This is a genomic window from Agromyces aerolatus (assembly GCF_031432255.1).
GTDB lineage: Bacteria > Actinomycetota > Actinomycetes > Actinomycetales > Microbacteriaceae > Agromyces.
Window position 1 is genome coordinate 207089 of record NZ_JAVKGQ010000002.1, and the last position, 17677, is coordinate 224765.

17 protein-coding genes are annotated in these 17677 nt (G+C 72.1%); 10 read left to right on the forward strand and 7 right to left on the reverse strand.

The window, feature by feature from the left end; all coding sequences use genetic code 11:
- Nucleotides 1-19: 19 nt before the first annotated feature.
- Nucleotides 20-1492 carry a cardiolipin synthase gene (gene cls / locus RH864_RS03850; RefSeq protein ID WP_310516193.1) on the reverse strand — a complete coding sequence of 491 codons (1473 nt, stop codon included), beginning with the start codon at nucleotides 1490-1492 and terminating at the stop codon, nucleotides 20-22.
- 121 nt (nucleotides 1493-1613) lie between these two features.
- Here cls and RH864_RS03855 point away from each other — a divergent pair, with 121 nt between their 5' ends.
- Nucleotides 1614-2648, forward strand: coding sequence for an NADPH:quinone reductase (locus RH864_RS03855; RefSeq protein ID WP_310516194.1), 1035 nt, complete (start codon nucleotides 1614-1616; stop codon nucleotides 2646-2648).
- 88 nt (nucleotides 2649-2736) lie between these two features.
- Here the strand turns inward: RH864_RS03855 and RH864_RS03860 are convergent, their stop codons facing one another.
- Nucleotides 2737-2859, reverse strand: a complete 123-nt coding sequence (locus tag RH864_RS03860; RefSeq protein ID WP_310516195.1) for a hypothetical protein — start codon at nucleotides 2857-2859, stop codon at nucleotides 2737-2739.
- Nucleotides 2860-3037: 178 nt separating this feature from the next.
- Here RH864_RS03860 and RH864_RS03865 point away from each other — a divergent pair, with 178 nt between their 5' ends.
- Both RH864_RS03865 and RH864_RS03870 read left to right on the forward strand, forming a co-directional pair.
- Nucleotides 3038-3391, forward strand: a complete 354-nt coding sequence (locus tag RH864_RS03865; RefSeq protein WP_310516196.1) for a hypothetical protein — start codon at nucleotides 3038-3040, stop codon at nucleotides 3389-3391.
- A gap of 65 nt (nucleotides 3392-3456) precedes the next feature.
- A complete protein-coding gene (locus tag RH864_RS03870; RefSeq protein WP_310516197.1) occupies nucleotides 3457-3786 on the forward strand; it encodes a DUF7882 family protein in 330 nt (109 codons plus the stop codon).
- Nucleotides 3787-3826: 40 nt separating this feature from the next.
- Here the strand turns inward: RH864_RS03870 and RH864_RS03875 are convergent, their stop codons facing one another.
- The 3 genes from RH864_RS03875 to RH864_RS03885 form a co-directional block, all read right to left on the reverse strand.
- Nucleotides 3827-4951, reverse strand: a complete 1125-nt coding sequence (locus tag RH864_RS03875) for a carboxylate-amine ligase (protein WP_310516198.1) — start codon at nucleotides 4949-4951, stop codon at nucleotides 3827-3829.
- Nucleotides 4952-5052: 101 nt separating this feature from the next.
- Nucleotides 5053-6234 carry an alcohol dehydrogenase catalytic domain-containing protein gene (locus RH864_RS03880; RefSeq protein ID WP_310516199.1) on the reverse strand — a complete coding sequence of 394 codons (1182 nt, stop codon included), beginning with the start codon at nucleotides 6232-6234 and terminating at the stop codon, nucleotides 5053-5055.
- Nucleotides 6235-6335: 101 nt separating this feature from the next.
- The gene (locus tag RH864_RS03885; RefSeq protein ID WP_310516200.1) at nucleotides 6336-7217 is read right to left on the reverse strand and encodes a manganese catalase family protein; all 882 of its coding nucleotides are present in this window, start codon (nucleotides 7215-7217) and stop codon (nucleotides 6336-6338) included.
- 215 nt (nucleotides 7218-7432) lie between these two features.
- On the opposite strand from RH864_RS03885, the gene RH864_RS03890 reads away from it, so the two are divergent.
- Nucleotides 7433-8002, forward strand: a complete 570-nt coding sequence (locus RH864_RS03890) for an NADPH-dependent FMN reductase (protein WP_310516201.1) — start codon at nucleotides 7433-7435, stop codon at nucleotides 8000-8002.
- An 83-nt stretch (nucleotides 8003-8085) separates the two neighbouring features.
- A complete protein-coding gene (locus tag RH864_RS03895) occupies nucleotides 8086-8904 on the forward strand; it encodes a carbon-nitrogen hydrolase family protein (protein ID WP_310516202.1) in 819 nt (272 codons plus the stop codon).
- A gap of 6 nt (nucleotides 8905-8910) precedes the next feature.
- On the opposite strand, the gene RH864_RS03900 is transcribed toward RH864_RS03895, so the two are convergent.
- Nucleotides 8911-10140, reverse strand: a complete 1230-nt coding sequence (locus RH864_RS03900; RefSeq protein WP_310516203.1) for an aminotransferase class I/II-fold pyridoxal phosphate-dependent enzyme — start codon at nucleotides 10138-10140, stop codon at nucleotides 8911-8913.
- A 145-nt stretch (nucleotides 10141-10285) separates the two neighbouring features.
- Between RH864_RS03900 and RH864_RS03905 the strand changes: the two genes are divergently transcribed.
- From RH864_RS03905 to RH864_RS03925, 5 genes are all read left to right on the forward strand, one after another.
- On the forward strand, nucleotides 10286-12145 hold the full coding sequence (locus tag RH864_RS03905) for a trypsin-like peptidase domain-containing protein (protein ID WP_310516204.1): 1860 nt from the start codon (nucleotides 10286-10288) through the stop codon (nucleotides 12143-12145).
- Between the two features lie 206 nt (nucleotides 12146-12351).
- The gene (locus RH864_RS03910; protein ID WP_310516391.1) at nucleotides 12352-13350 is read left to right on the forward strand and encodes a glycosyltransferase family 2 protein; all 999 of its coding nucleotides are present in this window, start codon (nucleotides 12352-12354) and stop codon (nucleotides 13348-13350) included.
- Nucleotides 13351-13354: 4 nt separating this feature from the next.
- Nucleotides 13355-14161 (forward strand): CDP-alcohol phosphatidyltransferase family protein, encoded by an 807-nt coding sequence (locus tag RH864_RS03915; RefSeq protein ID WP_310516205.1) that lies wholly within the window; start codon nucleotides 13355-13357, stop codon nucleotides 14159-14161.
- Complete coding sequence (locus RH864_RS03920) at nucleotides 14148-15071, forward strand: glycosyltransferase family 2 protein (RefSeq protein WP_310516206.1); 924 nt, start codon at nucleotides 14148-14150, stop codon at nucleotides 15069-15071. Before RH864_RS03915 ends, RH864_RS03920 begins: the two co-directional genes overlap by 14 nt.
- A 40-nt stretch (nucleotides 15072-15111) precedes the next feature.
- Nucleotides 15112-16407: a hypothetical protein gene (locus tag RH864_RS03925; protein WP_310516207.1), complete on the forward strand. Its 1296-nt coding sequence runs from the start codon at nucleotides 15112-15114 to the stop codon at nucleotides 16405-16407.
- Nucleotides 16408-16558: 151 nt separating this feature from the next.
- On the opposite strand, the gene RH864_RS03930 is transcribed toward RH864_RS03925, so the two are convergent.
- Nucleotides 16559-17608 (reverse strand): hypothetical protein, encoded by a 1050-nt coding sequence (locus tag RH864_RS03930; RefSeq protein ID WP_310516208.1) that lies wholly within the window; start codon nucleotides 17606-17608, stop codon nucleotides 16559-16561.
- Nucleotides 17609-17677: the final 69 nt, after the last annotated feature.

Here is a 17677-nt window from a genome sequence, read left to right on the forward strand (position 1 = left end):
GGACCGGTCACGGCCGCGGTCACTGCAGCGCCGAGGTGAGCCGGGCGACGCCGTCGAGGAAGGTGGCCTTGGCGGGCTCGCGCTTCCACTCGTCGAGCGTGAGCTCGCGCCCGATCGCGCGGTAGCCGGCCTCGACGTCGCGGAGGGCCGAGACGAACGACCGCCCGCGCACGAGCAGCGAGATCTCGAAGTTCAGGTTGAACGAGCGAATGTCCATGTTGCTCGAACCGATCACGGCGACGTCGTCATCGATGGACAGGTGCTTCGCGTGCAGGATGTACGGTCCCGGGTAGAGGAAGATCCGGACCCCGGCCCTGAGCAGCGCCCCGTAGTAGGAGCGCTGCGCGTGCCACACCGAACCCTGGTCGCCGATCTCCGAGACGAACAGCTGCACCTCGAGCCCGCGCAGCCTGGCCGACGTGATCGCGTACATCATCGCCTCATCGGGCACGAAATACGGGCTCGTGATGATCACGCGTTCCTGCGCGGCGTTCACGAGCCCGAGGAACATCCGCAGGTTGTTCTCCAGCTCGTACGCCGGCCCGCTCGGCACGATCTGGCACACGACCGTCGTGGCGGCCGACGCGACCGCGAGGTCGGCCGCCGGAAGCTGCTCCTGATCGAGGAGCACCTCGTCGGTCTCGGCGTACCAGTCGGACAGGAAGACCGCGTTCACGGCCGCGACGGTCGGGCCGGTCAGCCTGACCACGAGCTCCTGCCACATGAGCCCGCGCTTCCGGTTCTTCGGCGAGTCGTAGTCGCGCGCGATGAGGTTCTGCGAGCCGGTGTACGCCACCACTCCGTCGACGACCACGAGCTTCCGGTGGTTGCGCAGGTCGGGGCGTTGCGACTGGCCTTTGAACGGCCGCACGGGCAGGAGATACTCCCACTGCACGCCGATGCGGTCGAGCTCGGCCAGCGTCGCCCGATGCACGGGCACCTTGCGCGACGCGATGTAGTCCATGAGCAGCCGCACCGTGACGCCGCGCTGCACCGCGCGCTCCATCGCGGCGAAGAACCCGCGCGTGGTGTCGTCGAAGGCGACGATGAAGAACTCGACGTGCACCCACCGTGCCGCCCGGTCGAGGTCGCGGGTCATCCGATCGATCGAGGCCTGGTAGTCGCCGATGAGCTCGGCGTCGTTGCCGCCGATGGCCGGGAGCGCTCCGAGTGCCGTGTTCTGCCGCACCAGCGAGGCGAACCACGGCGGCCAGACCTCGTCGCCGAGGTGCAGGTCGACGCCCGCTGAGCGTTCGGTGATGAGCCGGTTGATCTCGAGCTGCCGGTCCATCCGCTTCCGCGGCAGCTTCGTGTTGCCGATCAGCAGGAACAGGACGATCCCGACGAACGGGATGAGGAAGATCGCGAGCAGCCACGCCATCGCCGCGGTGGGCTTGCGGTCGCGGGGGACGACGATGAGCGCGGTGATCCGGATGGCGAGGTCGACGAGGATCAGGAGCCCTCCGACCAGAGTGACTGTCTCGGCGCTCATCTGCGACCCTCGATCACGCTCGAATCCTAGGAGCAGCGTGAGAATAGTTCAACGAACGGCGTGCTCCGGCCAGTCGCACACCCGACGAAATACCCGGCCGGCCCGTTCGGTTGACCCTGGCATGAGAGCCGTCGTCTATTCGCACCCCGGTCCGTCGTCCGTGCTGTCGCTCGTCGATCGCGACCTCCCAGAGCCGGACCGCGGCGAGGTCAGGGTGAAGATCGCCGTCTCCGGCGTGAACCCGACCGACTGGAAGAGCCGCGCTGGCAGCGGCCGGCCGGGACCCGAGGGTGAGATCGTGCCGAACCAGGACGGAGCCGGAGTCGTCGACGCGATCGGCGAGGACGTCGACGACCTCGCCGTCGGGGACCGGGTCTGGCTCTACCTCGCGCAGCACGAGCGGCCCACCGGCACCGCACAGGAGTACACCGTCGTGCCGGCCGAGCGCGCCGTCCGGCTTCCCGACGGCATCGGCATGGAGGTCGCGGCCAGCCTCGGCGTGCCCGCCATGACGGCGCACCGCGCGCTGACCGTGCACGAGTCGGGTCCCGCGCGACTCTCGCCCGGCGCGCTGCGCGGCCGGACCGTGCTCGTCGCCGGCGGTGCCGGAGCGGTCGGGCACGCCGCGATCCAACTCGCGGTCTGGGCGGGCGCGACCGTCCTCGCGACGGTCAGCAGCGACGAGAAGGCCGAGCTCGCGCGCGCCGCGGGCGCCCAGCACGTGCTGCGGTACACCGACGAGGACGTCGCGGAGCAGATCGAGCGCCTCGCTCCCGACGGCGTCGACCAGATCGTCGAGGTCTCGCTCGCCGAGAACGCCGCGCTCAGCCTCCGCGTGCTCGCGAACCACGGGAGCATCGCGTTCTACGCCGACAACGGCGGCGACCACGTCGACGTGCCGATCCGCCCCGCGTTCGCGAAGAACGCGCGGCTCCAGGGGCTGCTCATGTACACGGTCGGCGACCCGGCGCTGCAGGCCGCGGCGGAGGACATCACCGCGGCGCTGCGCGAGGGTGCGCTCCCCGTCGGGGCGGCCGCGGGTCTCCCGCTGACCTGGTTCGGCCTGGCGGAGACCGCCGCCGCCCACGACGCCGTCGAGGGCGGCGCGGTCGGCAAGGTGCTCATCGACGTCGCCGCGAGCGAGCGCCCCGCCTGAGATCGCCGGCGACCGCTGAGCCGCCGGGTACGACGAAGGCCGCGCCCGTCCGGGCGCGGCCTTCTCGTCTGCTCACGGCGTCGGAGCGCTACTCCTCGACGCCGGGGTCGCCGCCCTCGAGTCCGCCGTCCGTCGACTCCGTCATCGGCTCGCCTTCTTCGCTGGGGTCCGGCTCCTGCTCGTCTTCGCTGCGGGGAGTGGCATCCGTCATCGGTCGCTCCAATCTCTCGTCGGTCTCTCTCATCGGTCTGCCCAGCAGTCTCGCGGATGCCTCGTGGCGGCGTGAGGGGCTTGACGAGTGCGCACGGCGTCGGTCGCGAGCCTGGCGTGTGCACCTCATCCGCGCAAGGGGGTGGCCGGGCCCGCCGGGTCTGGCGCAGAATCCGGCCATGAAGCGGATTCTGTACGCCAGTGGCGGGTTCCTCACGGACGACGAGGTCGCGGACGCGCTGATGCAATACGCCAGCGTCCTCGCGATCGTCAACTCCGCGGATGTCGTGACGCTGCCCGGCGTCGACGACGAGGGCACGGTCCGGGAGATCCAGCTCGTGGTCGGTCCCGCGAGTCAGATCCTCGCGATGGGGTCCGACGCGGCACCCGCCGACCTGGCCTCCAGGGAGACCGTCGCCGACCTGCGTCAGCGGGCTCGCGATCGCCTGCCGAACGCGATCGGCGTCGCGGGGGCGGGGATGTCGGGGCCCGCCGAGTCCGATGCCGAGAGCACGTCGCACGAACCGGGCTGAGTGCTGGCGACTGCCCCCGTGTGCCGCTCGCGCGGTATGGTCGCTCAAGAGACAGGAGGCACCCGATGGGAAGCCTTGCGCACGGAAACATCTCGGTGGACTTCGAGGACCGGCTCCTCTCGCACCTGCAGATCGTCATCGTCCAGCGGTTCCGCCGAAACGAGTCGCTGGTCATGTCCTGGCTCGATGCGCAATCGGTCGGCGACGGTCGCAGCTCGCTCTGGATGACCCCGACGCAGCCGGTGTACTTCAAGTTCGCGGGCTCGCGGGTCCCCACGATCGACGAGCGATGGCTGCAGCAGCTCTCGGAGTCGGCGGCCAGCTCATCCGGGTTGATCATCACGGCTCCCGACGGCGAGCTGGCCCGCGCGATGGGTTCGGTGCGGCTCAGCTGACGCGGGCTCAGCTGGCGCGGCCTCAGCTGGCGCGGGCCGCTCAGGCCACGCCCGCGGTGGGGCGAGTCGAGGAGGAGGCGCGGCTGCGCGGCGCGCCCGCGAACACGGCGCCGAGCAGGCTGCCGGATGCCTCGGCGGCACGCCGTTGGATGGCCGCGCCGTTGCCGTCGCGGAGGATCTGCTGGACGCCGGCGGTGACGACCTCGAGGTCGCCGTGCTCCAGCAGTCCGGGCGCGGCTTCGGCCAGAAGCGCACCGACGACCTCCGCAGCCGGTGCCGGCTCCCCGCGCACGGGATGCACCAGCTGCCCGTCGAGTCCCTCCAGCGACGCCGTCCACGAGGCGAGGCGGAGCGCATCGGCGCCCAGCGCCGGAGCGGGCTCGCCGCGGGCGGCCGACGCTGCGGCTGTGGCCACGAGGCCGCGGATCAGGCCCGCGATCGTGACCGTGGCCGAGGCGAGCAGCGGCACGTCGGCGACCCGGACCTCGATGGTCGGGAAGAGGCGCGACAGCCTGACGTCGGGGTAGAGCATCCCCTCGTCGAGGAGCGCGCCGGTCCGCATCAGTGCGTCGATCGACACCTGGTATGCGTCGAGGCTGCCGAAGACCTCGCTCGGCCCGCTCGAAGGCCACTGGCTCCACTGCAGGAATCGGTAGCTCGCGTAGCCCGTGTCGATCCCGTCGTGGAACGGCGAGTTCGCCGCCAGCGCGCGGATCACGGGCAGCCAGATCCGGATCCGGTCGAGGATCGCGACGCCCTCCTCGGGCGAGCCGACCGAGACGTGCACGTGCAGCCCGCAGGTCATGCAGCGCAGCGACGTCGCGCCATACCGTTCGACGATGGCCCGATAGCGGGGGCCCGGCGACGGGTGCGGGTTCGAGGGGAACGGCGAGGTGCCGAGCGCGACCGCGCGTGCCCCGACCCGGCCCGCCCAGCGGTCGGCCATGCGGCGGGCGCGGCGCACGTCGGCGCCCAGAGCGCGGAGCGAGGCATGCGGACGCGAGACCAGCTCGAGCATCTCCTCGTGCATCTCGGCCACCGCGGCATCGCGAGCGACGCCATCACGTTCGGCGAGCGCGAGGACCTCGGGCGCGACCGGCACCGGCGCCCCCGTCTGCCGGTCGACGAACAGCAGCTCTTCCTCGACTCCGAATGTCCGCCTCATCGCGTCACGCCTTCGAACATCGCCCACCCTCGTCGGCGGGGCCACTGGTCCAGTGTGACACGCGCACCGTGAACCCGCTCGGGCAGGATGGACAGATCGCCTCAGGCGCCGGGCTTCAGCACCACCTTGATGCAGCCGTGCTCCTTCTTCTGGAACGTCTCGTACATCTCCGGCGCCCGCTCGAGCGGGACCCGGTGCGTCGTGAGGTCTTCGGTGCCGAGCGGGTCGGCCGGATCCTCGACGAGCGGCAGGAGCTCGTCGCGCCACGCGTGCACGTTGCACTGGCCCATGCGCAGCGCGAGCTGCTTGTCGAACATGGTCATCATGGGCAGCGGATCGGCCGCGCCCGCGTAGACGCCGCTCAGCGAGACGGTTCCGCCACGGCGGACCGCGTCGATTGCGAAGGTCAGTGCGGCGAGCCGGTCGACCCCCGCGTGCTGCATGATCGGCTTCGCGGCGACGTCGGGGAGGATGCCGACTGCCTTCTGCATGACCTCGACCGACGGATTGCCGTGGGCCTCCAGGCCGACCGCGTCCACGATCGAGTCCGGCCCGCGTCCGCTCGTGAGCGCGCGCAGCTCGTCGAGCGTGTCATCGCCGACGTCGAGCGTCTCGATACCGTACCGCTCGGCCATCAGCCGCCGTTCGGGCACGGGGTCCACCGCGATCACCCGGTGACCGAGGTGCCGCCCGATGCGCGCCGCGAACTGCCCGACCGGGCCGAGTCCGAGCACGCCGAGCGTGCCGCCGTCGGGAAGGTTCGCGTACTGCACGCCCTGCCACGCGGTCGGCAGGATGTCGCTGAGGAAGAGGTAACGGTCGTCGGGCAGGTCGTGCCCGACCTTGTAGGCGTTCGCGTCGGCCCGTCGCACGCGGAGGTACTCGGCCTGGCCGCCCGGCACCGAGCCGTACAGCTCGGTGTAGCCGTACAGGTCCGCTCCCGTCCCGTGCTCGCGATTCTGCGTCACCTCGCACTGCGTCGTGAGACCCGAGCGGCACATGGCGCACTCGCCGCAGGCGATGACGAACGGCACCACGACCCGGTCGCCGACCGCGAGCGTGCGCACCTCGGATCCGACGGCCTCGACCACGCCCATCGCCTCGTGGCCGAGGATGTCACCGCGGTCGAGGAACGGCCCGAGGACCCCGTACAGGTGCAGGTCGGATCCGCAGATCGCGGTCGAGGTCACCCGGATGACGACATCCTTCGGGTCCTCGATGGTCGGGTCGGGCACGGTCTCGACGGAGACGTGCCCGGTGGACTGCCACGTGAGTGCTCGCATGCCCCCTGTCTACGCGCCGCCCGTCGCCCGCGGTCAGGGGTTGACCTAGGCCGGCGGGGGAGCGAAGGCAGCTGACCGTCGCCCCCCGGGGAACGGTCGACTCACTCGGTGTGCAGCTTGTCCTGCATGCTGCCCGCGGCCTTCTCGACGACGTTCGGCAGGTCCGTCGTGCCGTAGAGCCGCGAGTCCGGATGCGTGACCGGTGGCATCGGCGCCGTCGTCGTGGGCCCGTCGTGATACGTGAACTCGCCCTTGCCGTCGGGCGACGGTCCGCTCGCCCAGCTTCCCTTCGAGGCATCCGGACCGTCGCTGAAGTTCAGGTACTGGTAGGCGACCTCCCGATCCTCCTTCGCGAGCGGGAAGTTGCTCGGCACGGGCAGGTCCTCGGCGCCCTCCTCACGCAGCTCGGCCGCCGCGCGGATCCACTGGTTCTGGTGCATCGTGTCGCGCGCGAGCAGGAAGGCGAGCAGGTCGCGGATGCCGTGGTCGTCCGTCATGTGATAGAGCCGTGCGACCTGCACACGGCCCTGCATCTCCGCGTTCGCGTTCGCGGTGAAGTCCGCGAGCAGGTTGCCGCTCGCGGTGATGTAGGCCCCCGACCACGGGTTGCCGTTGCTGTCGACCGGGCGGGCGCCCGCGCCGGCGACGATCGCGTGCTGCACATCGTTGCCGCCGACGATCGCGGCGACGGTCGGGTCGTCTTGAACGGCCTCCTTCGTGATGCCGAGCGGGGCCTTCTCGAGCAGTTGCGCGATCATGATCGCGAGCATCTCGACGTGACCCATCTCCTCGGCGCCGATGCCGAAGACGAGGTCCCGGTACTTGCCGGGGATGTGCATGTTCCAGGCCTGGAACTGGTATTGGAGCGCGACGGTGATCTCGCCGTACTGGCCACCGAGCACCTCCTGCAGCTTACGCGCGTAGACCGCGTCCGGCTTCTCGGGCTTGGCCGCATGCTGCAACTCCTGCCGGTGGAAGAACATCGCGTGTTCCCTTCCCCCCGTCGCGTCGTCTCGGGTCGGCCGGCTGGTCGTGACGGCGGCGAGGTCGGGCCAGTCAACGTGAGACCGGATGCCTCGCGCAGGGGGCTATCCGAACGCCCCGCCGGATGACACAATGCCGAGCCGAGCCGCACCACCGAGAATCGCCCGAGCGCAACCCTCTGGCGGTAGACGGCAGCCCGAGCGAGTCTGCCGGTATGAGCACCTACCGCGTCGGGTATTTCGTCGGCAGCCTCTCGTCCACGTCGATCAATCGCGTGCTGTCGCGTGCGCTCGTCAGGCTGGCGCCGGACGACCTCGAGTTCAGTGAGATCGCGATCGGCGACCTGCCGCTTTACAGTCCCGACTACGACGCCGATTACCCTCCGACGGCGCACTCGCTGAAGGAGGCGATCTCGCGCGCGGACGCGGTGCTCTTCGTCACGCCCGAGTACAACCGGTCGATCCCGGGTGCGCTCAAGAACGCGATCGACTGGGCGTCGCGCCCGTGGGGACAGAACTCGTTCGACCACATTCCGGCCGCGGTGATCGGCGCGTCGGCGGGCCAGATCGGCACGGCCCTCGCGCAGCAGAGCCTGCGCGCCGTGCTGAGCTTCTGCAACGCCCGCCAGATGACGGCGCCGGAGGCGTACATCCGGTTCTCGCCCGAGGTCTTCGCCGACGACGGGGCCGTGCACGACGAGAGCACCGAGGCGTTCCTGCGCAGCTACATGGACGAGTTCCGCGATCACATCGAACGCGTGCTCACGGTCCTGCCGAGGCGCTGAGCCGACGAGCGGGCCCCGACGCGGGGCATCCGCACGTCGCAGCGCATCGCCGCGCCGCTCGGGGCGCACCGTACACTGGCCGCATGCCGACCGAGTCCGAGGCGATCGCCGTCGCCGTCGCCCAGTTCGCCCCGACCGACGACCGCGCCGCGAACCGCGACGAGATCGAGCGGCTCGCGACGATCGCGGCGAGGCGCGGCGCGCGCCTCGTGGTCTTCCCCGAGTACTCGAGCTATTTCACGCCCGAGCTCGGCGCGTCCTGGCTCGACGAGGCCGAGGACGTGCAGGGCGGGCCGTTCACGGCCGCGCTCGGCGAGCTCGCCGACCGGCTCGGCGTGCATCTCGTCGCCGGGCTCATCGAGCGTGTGCCGGGCGAGCGCCGGGTGCGCAACACGGTCGTGGCCGTGGCGCCGGGCGCAGGCGTCGTCGCGCGGTACTCGAAGCTGCACCTGTACGACGCGTTCGGTGCGCGCGAGTCGGAGTGGATCGCCGCGGGCGAGATCGCCGACCCCGAGGTGTTCGCGATCGGCGACCTGACGTTCGGCCTGCAGACGTGCTACGACGCCCGGTTCCCCGAGGTCACCCGCCGGCTCGTCGATGCGGGCGCCGACGTCGTCTGCATGCCGGCCGAATGGGTGCGCGGGCCGCTCAAGGAGGCGCACTGGCGCACGCTCACGACCGCACGGGCGCTCGAGAACACGATCTACCTGGTCGCGGCCGACCACGCCCCGCCGGTCGGCGCGGGCAACAGCATGGTGGTCGATCCGATGGGCGTCGAGCTCGCGACGATCGGCGAGGCGACCGATGTCGCGCTCGCCTGGCTCTCGAGCGAGCGGATCGCCGCGGTGCGCCGGGTCAACCCGGCGCTCGCGCTGCGCCGCTTCACGGTCACCGAGCGCTGAGTCGCGTCACGCCGCGCCGAGGCGCGCCAGCCGGGCGGATGCCTCTTCGAGGATATCTCGCCGCTTGCAGAACGCGAACCGGACGAGGCCGGCGACGTCGCCGCGATGCTCAGCCGGCACGAACGCCGACACGGGCACGCCGACCACGCCAGCGAGCTCGGGCAGACGACGGCACAGCGCCTCGGCGTCGTCCCAGCCGACCGGGGTCGCGTCGGCGACGATGAAGTACCCCGCCGCCGGCAGATAGACCTCGAACCCGGCCGCGGTGAGCCCGGAGGCGAGCAGATCGCGCTTCGCGCGGAGGGCGTCGGCCGCGCCCGAGAAGTACGCGTCCGGCAGATCGAGCCCCGCGGCGATCGCCGGCTGGAAGGGCCCGCCGTTGACGAAGGTCAGATACTGCTTCACCGCGAGCACCGCGGTGACGAGCGGGGCAGGGCCGGTGACCCAGCCGATCTTCCACCCCGTCGTGTTGAACGTCTTGCCGCCCGACGAGATCGACAGGGTGCGTCCCCAGGCGCGGGGCAGCGTCGCGACGGGCACATGCCGCCCGTCGAACACGAGGTGCTCGTACACCTCGTCGGTCACGATCAGCGCGTCGTGACGTTCGGCGAGCTCCACGACGAGCTCGAGCACCTCGCGCTCGAGCACGGCGCCGGTCGGGTTGTGCGGCGAGTTCACGAGGATGAGCCGGGTCCGGTCGGTGACCGCGGCGCGGAGCTCGCCGGGGTCGGGGCGCCAGTCGGGTCGCGTTCCGTCGGTCGACCAGCGCAGCGGCACGGTCCGGAACACGCCTCCTGCGCGCGCCACCAGCGCCGAGTAGGCGTCGTAGGCGGGTTCGAACGCGACGACCTCGTCGCCCGGCTCGACGAACGCGAGGATCGATGCGGCCAGCGCCTCGGTCGCACCGGCGGTCACGAGCACCTCGGTCGAGGCATCCGGCTCGAGGCCGTACCACCTGCGCTGGTGGCGCGCGATCGCCTCGCGCAGGACCGGAAGGCCCGGGCCCGGCGGGTACTGGTTGAGCCCGGCCGCGATCGCCTCGCGCGCGGCGTCGAGCACCTCGGCCGGCCCGTCCTCGTCGGGGAATCCCTGCCCGAGGTTGATCGCGCCGGTCTCGAGCGCAAGCGCGCTCATCTCGGCGAAGATCGTGGGCCGCACGGTGCCGTCGGCTGCGAGCAGGCCGGCGCCCGCTGCGGTGCGCTGCCAGGGGAGCAAGGGGCTGGGGAGAACGGTCACGCTCACACCGTATGCCAGGTTCGGGTGGCTACGCTGGTCGCGGCATCCGGATGACTCCAGGTGAAGCGATAGCGAGTTCATAGACTTCGCCGATCCGCCGCACAGGGTGCGGGGTGACAGTGGAGATCGCTTGAAAGGAGCAGACATGACCGATCACCAGCACGGCCCGGCCCAGGGGGAGCCCACGGAGCCTCGTCAGCCGGCAGAGGGCGCGCACGAGGCCGCCGCCGCGGCTGAGACGGCGAGCCCCGCTCCCGCATCCACCCCGTCGCCCGCCCAGCCCACTCCGGCCGCGCCGGCCGCGCAGACGGCTCCGGCCGCGCAGCCGACTCCGGCCGCGCAGCCGACTCCGGCCGCGCAGACGGCTCCGACCGCCCCGGTTCCTCCGGCCGCCGCATCGGCGCCGCAGCCCGCAGCGCCGACTGGCACGGTGTACTCGCCGGGCCAGACGCCGCAGCCGTACCACGCGCCCCAGTACAGCCACCAGCCGGCCGCGCCGGCTCCGCACCAGGCGCAGCAGCCGGGGCCGTACGCCGGCCAGCCGGCGCAGCCGGGCGGACACCAGGCCGCTGGTCACACCGCGCACCCCGGTCAGACCCAGCACGCGCAGGCCCAGCACGGCCAGCACGCGCCGTCGCAGCAGGGCCAGGCCCAGCATGCGCCGTCGCAGCACCACGCGCAGACCCAGCCGACGCAGCCGCTCCCGGGCGGGCACGGCACGGTGCCGCCGGCGTTCGGCGGCCCGGGTGGCCCCGGTACGCCCGGCGGCTCCGCGCAGTCGACGCCTGAGGGGCAGCCGAAGCAGCGACGGGTCGGTCTCGGCATCGCCGCGGCGATCGTCGCGGCCGCACTCGTGGGCGGCGCCTCGGGCGCCGGCATCACGGCGCTCGTCAACGGGGATCGGCCGGCGAACACCGTCGAGTCCTCGGCCACGGGTACGCAGAACATCGTGGTCAACGACACCGACTCCGTGAACGAGATCACGGCCGTCGCCGCCAAGGCCAGCCCGTCGGTCGTGACCATCTCGGTCGCGGGCGGGCAGGGCTCGGGCACGGGTTCGGGCATCATCATCTCCGAGGACGGCTACGTGCTCACCAACACCCACGTCGTCACGCTCGACGGGACGACGGGGGAGCCCACGATCCAGGTGAAGGCCAGCGACGGCCGGCTCTACACGGCCGACCTCGTCGGCACCGACCCGATGTCCGACCTCGCGGTGATCAAGCTGCACGACGCCTCCGGCCTGCAGGCGCTCGAGTTCGCCGACTCCGACGAGCTCAACGTCGGTGACGTCGCGATCGCGATCGGCGCCCCGCTCGGCCTCGCCGGCACGGTGACGAACGGCATCGTGAGCGCGCTGAACCGCAGCATCGACGTGAAGTCCTCGGCGGTGCCCGAGAGCCCCGAAGACAGCCGCGACGGCGAGAGCCAGCAGCCCTTCGACTTCTGGAACTTCGACATCCCGGGCCAGGAGGGCGGTCAGCAGACGCAGTCGGCCGGCACCATCTCGATCCCGGTGATCCAGACCGACGCGGCGATCAACCCCGGCAACTCGGGCGGCGCGCTCGTCGACTCCGAGGGCCGGATCATCGGCGTGAACGTCGCGATCCTCTCGGCGGGCGGCACGTCGGGTCAGGCCGGCAACATCGGCGTCGGCTTCGCCGTCCCGGCCAACCTCGCGCAACGGGTCGCCAACGAGCTGATCGAAGACGGTTCGGCCAGCCACGGGCTGCTCGGCGCCACGGTGACGAGCGCGCAGGCCCAGGCTGACGCCACGAACGTCGGCGCCCTGATCACCGAGCTGACCCAGGGCGGCGCGGCGGCGGCGGCCGGCCTGCAGGCCGGTGACGTCGTCACCGAGTTCAACGGCGTGCAGATCACCAACCAGACCGATCTCACGGCGCAGGTGCGTGCGCAGGCCGGCGGCTCGCAGGCGCAGGTCACGTACCTCCGCAACGGCGAGACGAACACGGTCGACGTGACCCTCGGCACGTTCGAGGGCTGAGCCGAGCTGCTGAGTCAGTCACCCGCGAGGGGCCGGCGCCGACACGGCGCCGGCCCCTCGCGGCATCCGCGTCGTGCAGGGCCGCGGCCCGGCCCGGCCCGGACCCCCGGCGCTGCTAGGCTCGATCGACTGAGCGGGAGTGGGGTACGTTGCGCCAAGAGCCACCGGAGGTGACGCCGTCGCCGCGCACCGGCGTCTCCTACGTCATGCCGGTGCTGAACGACGTCTCGCACGTGCGTGCCGCCGTGGAGTCGATCCTCGAGCAGCAGTACGACGGCCCCGTCGAGGTGCTCATCGCACTCGGCCCGTCGATCGACGGCACGGCCGAGCTCGTCGCCGACCTCGCGGCGCGCGACGACCGCGTGCGCGTGCTCGACAACGAGGTCGGCTCGACGCCCGCCGGCCTCAACCTCGGCATCCGCGCGGCCCGGTACCCGGTGATCGTCCGCGTCGACTCGCACTCGATGCTCCCGCCCCGGTACACGCGCATCGCGGTCGCGACGCTCGAACGCACGGGCGCCGACAACGTCGGCGGCATCATGGCGGCGCACGGGGAGACGCCGTTCGAGCGGGCGGTCGCGTTCGCCTACGGCACGAAGGTCGGCCTGGGCGGCACGAAACTGCACATCGGCGGACCCGAGGGCCCGGCCGAGACCGTCTACCTGGGCGTGTTCCGTGCCGACGCGCTGCACCGCGTCGGCCTCTTCGACGAGGACGTCAAGCGCGGGCAGGACTGGGAGCTCAACCGTCGCCTGCGCGAGCACGGCGGCACTGTGTGGTTCACGCCTGAGCTCTCGGTGACGTACCGCCCCCGCTCGAGCGTGGGCAGGCTGGCCCGGCAGATGTTCTCGACGGGCCTCTGGCGCGGCGAGCTCGCCCGCCGGTTCCCCGCCGCGAACGGGCTCCGGTACTTCGTCCCGCCCGCGATGGTCGTCGGCGTCGGGCTCGGCCTGCTGGCCGGCATCGCTGGTCTCGTGCAGGCCGCGCTCGGCCAGGCGCCGTGGCTGCTGCTCGGGTTCACGATCCCCGCGGTCTACGCCGTGTTCGTCATCGCCGCGACGGTCCGATACGCTCGCGGATCGGGTGTCGCGACGGCGAGCCGGTTCCTCGTGGTGCTGCCGTGCATCCACATCGCATGGGGGTCCGGGTTCGTGCTCGGATACCTGTCGCTCGCGAAGAACATCGCGCGACACACGGGAAGGTGAGGGGATGAGCTCAGCCGGCTACGCACGACCCACGAGCATCGCCGAGCTCAAGGCCGTGACGCAACCGCCCGAGGTGCGCCTGCGGCGCAACGCCGAGCACTGGACCGCCTCGCTGTACCTCCGGCGGCTGTCGCCCTACCTCACGTGGCTGCTGCTGCACACCCGGATCTCGGCCAACGGCGTGACCGGGCTCATGATCCTCGTCGGCTGGTCGACCGCGGCCGCGCTGCTCATCCCGGGCGTCTGGGGCGCGCTGCTCGCGGTCGTGCTCGGTCAGCTGCAGATGCTGATCGACTGCTGCGACGGCGAGGTCGCACGCTGGCGGAAGACCTCGTCGCCGGCTGGCGTGTTCCTCGACAAGGTCGGGCACTACACGACCGAGGCGCTGATCCCGATCGCGCTCGGCATCCGGGCCGCCGCCTATCCGCTCGAGTTCCCCGCCGACTTCCTCTGGACGACCGTCGGCGCCCTGCTCGCGCTCGTGATCGTGCTGAACAAGGCGCTCAACGACATGGTGCACGTCGCGCGCGCGAACGCCGGGCTCGCGAAGCTCGCCGACACGCACGGCGAGACCGCGCCCCGCGGCGGCCTCGTGGCGAAGCTCCGCCGCGCCGCGAAGTTCCTGCCGTTCCACCGGCTCTACCACTCGGTCGAGCTCACGCTCATCGCGTTCGCCGCGGCGCTCGTGGGCCTCGTGGCCGGGCAGCCACTCGTCGACCGGGTCGTGGTCGCCGCCCTGCTGCCGCTCGCCCTGCTCGCGGTCGTCGGGCACTTCGTCGCGATCATGGCGAGCCGTCGTGTCCGGTCCTGACGAGGCATCCGCCCGACCTGCCGTCGCGGCGACCGGCGCGCTGCCGCGCGTCGGCGTCGTGGTCCTCACCCAGGGTCGCCGGTCGGACGACCTCGCCCGCGGGCTCGCGAGCGTGCTCGCGCAGCGCGACGTCGTGACCGACGTGGTCGTCGTCGGCAACGGCTGGGATCCGGCCTCCGGCGCACTGCCGGCCGCGGCCCGGACCGTGCACCTGCCCGAGAACCTCGGCATCCCCGCGGGCCGGAATCGCGGCGTGCCGCACGTCGCGGGAGACGTGCTGTTCTTCCTCGACGACGACGCGTTCCTCCCGCACGACGATTTCCTCGCGCGCGGCTGCCGCATGCTCGCCGACCACCCCGATCTCGGCCTCATCCAGCCCAGGGTGGTCGATCCCACCGGGCTCACGGCGCCGCGCCGGTGGCTCCCGCGGATTCGCAAGGGCGATCCCGCACAGTCGGGGAACGTGTTCTCGTGCTGGGAGGGCGCCGTGCTCATGCCGCGGGCGGTGTTCGACGCGGCCGGCGGCTGGGGCGACCCGTACTTCTACGCGCACGAGGGCATCGAGCTCGCCTGGCGGGTCTGGGACACCGGGCATCGCGCCTGGTATGCGGGTGACCTCGAGGCGGGGCATCCGGTCATCGACCCGGCCCGGCACGCCGAGTACTACCGTCTGAACGCGCGCAACCGCGTGTGGCTCGCGAAGCGCAACCTGCCTGCGCCGCTCGTGCCCGTCTACGTCGGCACGTGGACCGCGATCCAGGTGTTGCGCTGGGCGCGACGCCCGGCGGCGCTGCGCGCCTGGTTCGGCGGCTGGCGGGCCGGGTGGCGCGAGCAGCCGGGCGGGCGGCGCGCGATGCGTTGGCGCACGGTGTGGCGGATGACCCGGGCCGGGCGTCCACCGCTCGTCTGAGCCGTGCCGGCCACCCGGCAGGGATCGCTACCCTTGTTCAGTGGGATTCAGGACTGACGCGGGGCGCACGATCAAGCTCGTGAGGAGCGTTCTGGCGTCGCGCCGGGCGCAGCGTACGCTCGCTGCGAGGCTCGCGGCCGGGCCGCCGCTCGAGCCGCACCGGTACAAGATCGGCGTGTACTTCGCCGACGGCAAGGTCAACCTGTACCAGCTGCGCCAGTGGTACGCGCCGCTCGCCGAGCTCTCGAAGACGCATCCGGTGGTCATCCTGAGCCGCGCGTCGGGCGCGGCGCTCGCGCTGCTCGAGGAGTCGCCGATCCCGGTCGCGTACGTGCGCCGGGTCGCCGAGCTCGAACAGGTGATCCACGAGCAGGACCTGCACGTGATCTTCTACGTGAACCAGAACGCGAAGAACTTCCAGATGATGCGCTACGGGCGGCGCTGGCACGTGTTCATCAACCACGGCGAGTCCGACAAGATGTACATGACCACGAACCAGTTCAAGGCGTACGACTATGCCCTGATCGCGGGCGACGCGGCCCGTGCGCGGCTGTCGAAGGTGCTGTGGGACTACGACCTCGACAAGCGGGCCATCCCGATCGGGCGCCCGCAGGCCGACCACTACTCGGGCGTGCTGCCGTACACGCCCGACCATCGCGAGGTGGTGCTGTACGCGCCGACCTGGGAGGGCGACCGTGCGGCGGCCGCGTACGGATCGATCGCGTCGCACGGCGTGCACCTCGTGCGCGCGCTGCTCGCGAGCGGACGCCACCGTGTGATCTACCGGCCGCATCCGCGCTCCGGGGTGATCGACCACGCGTACGACGCCGCGAATCGCGAGATCAAGCAGGCGATCCACGAGGCCAACCTCGAGGATCCGGGCGCCCAGCATGTGGTCGACGAGGGCGCCGAGCTCGGCTGGCAGCTCGCGGCCGCCGACGTCGCCGTGGTCGACGTGTCGGCGATGGTCTACGACCGCCTCGCCGCGGGCAAGCCGCTGCTGATCACACGGCCGGTGAACCCCGGGGCCGAGCTCGACACGGGCGGGTACCTTGGTGCGTGCGAATGGCTCGAGGCGGGCCCGGGCGAGACGATGCTCGCGCGGGTCGACGAGGTCGCCCACGACGAGGCCGCGCTCGCGCGGCTCGGGTACTGGGTCGAACGCTACTTCGGCGACATGACGCCCGGCGCGACGACCCGTCGCTTCCATGCCGCGGTCGACCACCTGTTCGCCGAGTGGGAGCGCTTCGCGGCGCTGCACGCGGGCGACGGCGAGGTCGACGAGCACGACGAGCGCGCCGACAGCATCGACGACGACCTCGAGGCGACCGCGTAGCCGCGGCTCTGCTCGCGACGGATCTCGCCGCCGGTGTCGCCAGTCGCGAGTCGCCTGAGTCGAACGGGCGCGGCTGGCGGGTGTCGCGCGCCGCAACCCACCATCTGCGACCGTTCGATGGGGCTGGGAACTCGCCTCGCGGGACCGAGCGTCAGCGCTCGGGCGGCGCGTCCGTGACGTGCGGGGTCTCGTGTGCGTGCCCCGGTGTGGGCGCCGGGTCGTCGGCGGCCTCGGGCTCGGCTGGGTCGGACCGTCGGGAGAGCGCGCCGCGCGCGCCACGTGCGGCGCGGCCGGTCGCCTCGCCGACCTGACGGATGCCTCGCGCCGAGGCCTTCGCGAGACCGCCGATGGCGGCGCCCGCGCGGGCCGCTCCGCGGCCGACCGACTGCAGCGCGGTCTCGTCGCCGCGTGGCTCGAGCTCGGCGGGCACCACCGCCGGCGCCTGCCCGAACGCGAGCCGGGACTGCGTGAGCACGCGCCGGCCGATGACGTGGTTCCCGATGCCGCCGATGGCGGCGCCGACGCCGAACGGCAGCGCCTTGCCGAGCCAGCCCACGCCGCCGCGGACCGCGAACTGCTTGATGAACACGTGCCGCAGCCGGTCGACGACGGTGCCCATGACGGCCTTCGGCAGCGTGTTCGTGATGAGCTCGCCCCAGTAGACGTTGCGGGCGATGCCCGTGCCGCCGGCCTGCGCGGCGAACTGGCGCACGAGGTCGCTCCCCTCCTTGCCGAGCATGAGCGTCATGACCAGCGCCCGCGCCCGCTCGGGGTTCTCGACCGGGATGCCGTGCACCTCGGCGACCGACTGGGCGAACAGTGCGGTGGCCTCGAGGAACCCGGCGGTCTCCACGCCGGACAGCGCCAGCGTCACGCCCGTGCCGATGCCCGGGATGACGGCGGTCGCGCCGACGGCGGCGCCGCCCGTCGTGACAGCCGCGAGGTAGCGCTGCTCGAGGATGCGTACGAGGCGCTCGGGCGTCGCCTCGGGTGCGCGACGACGGATGCCCCGCAGGTGCGCGAGCACGATGGGGCGCTGGATGGCGAGCGCGAGGTCGATGCCCCGTTCGAACCCGTGGGCCCGACCCTCGGCCGAGGGCGGAGCCGCGGGGTCGCCGGGGCTACCGGCCGCGCCGGGGCTGCCGGGCTCGCGGGGCGTCTCCGCCCCCATCGAGGTGATCTTGTGTACGCGCTCGGACATGCGCCGATCCTAAGCGCACCTGCTGAGGCCTCGCCCGGGCTTGCGCCGACGGTGGCCTCGCCGTGGGCG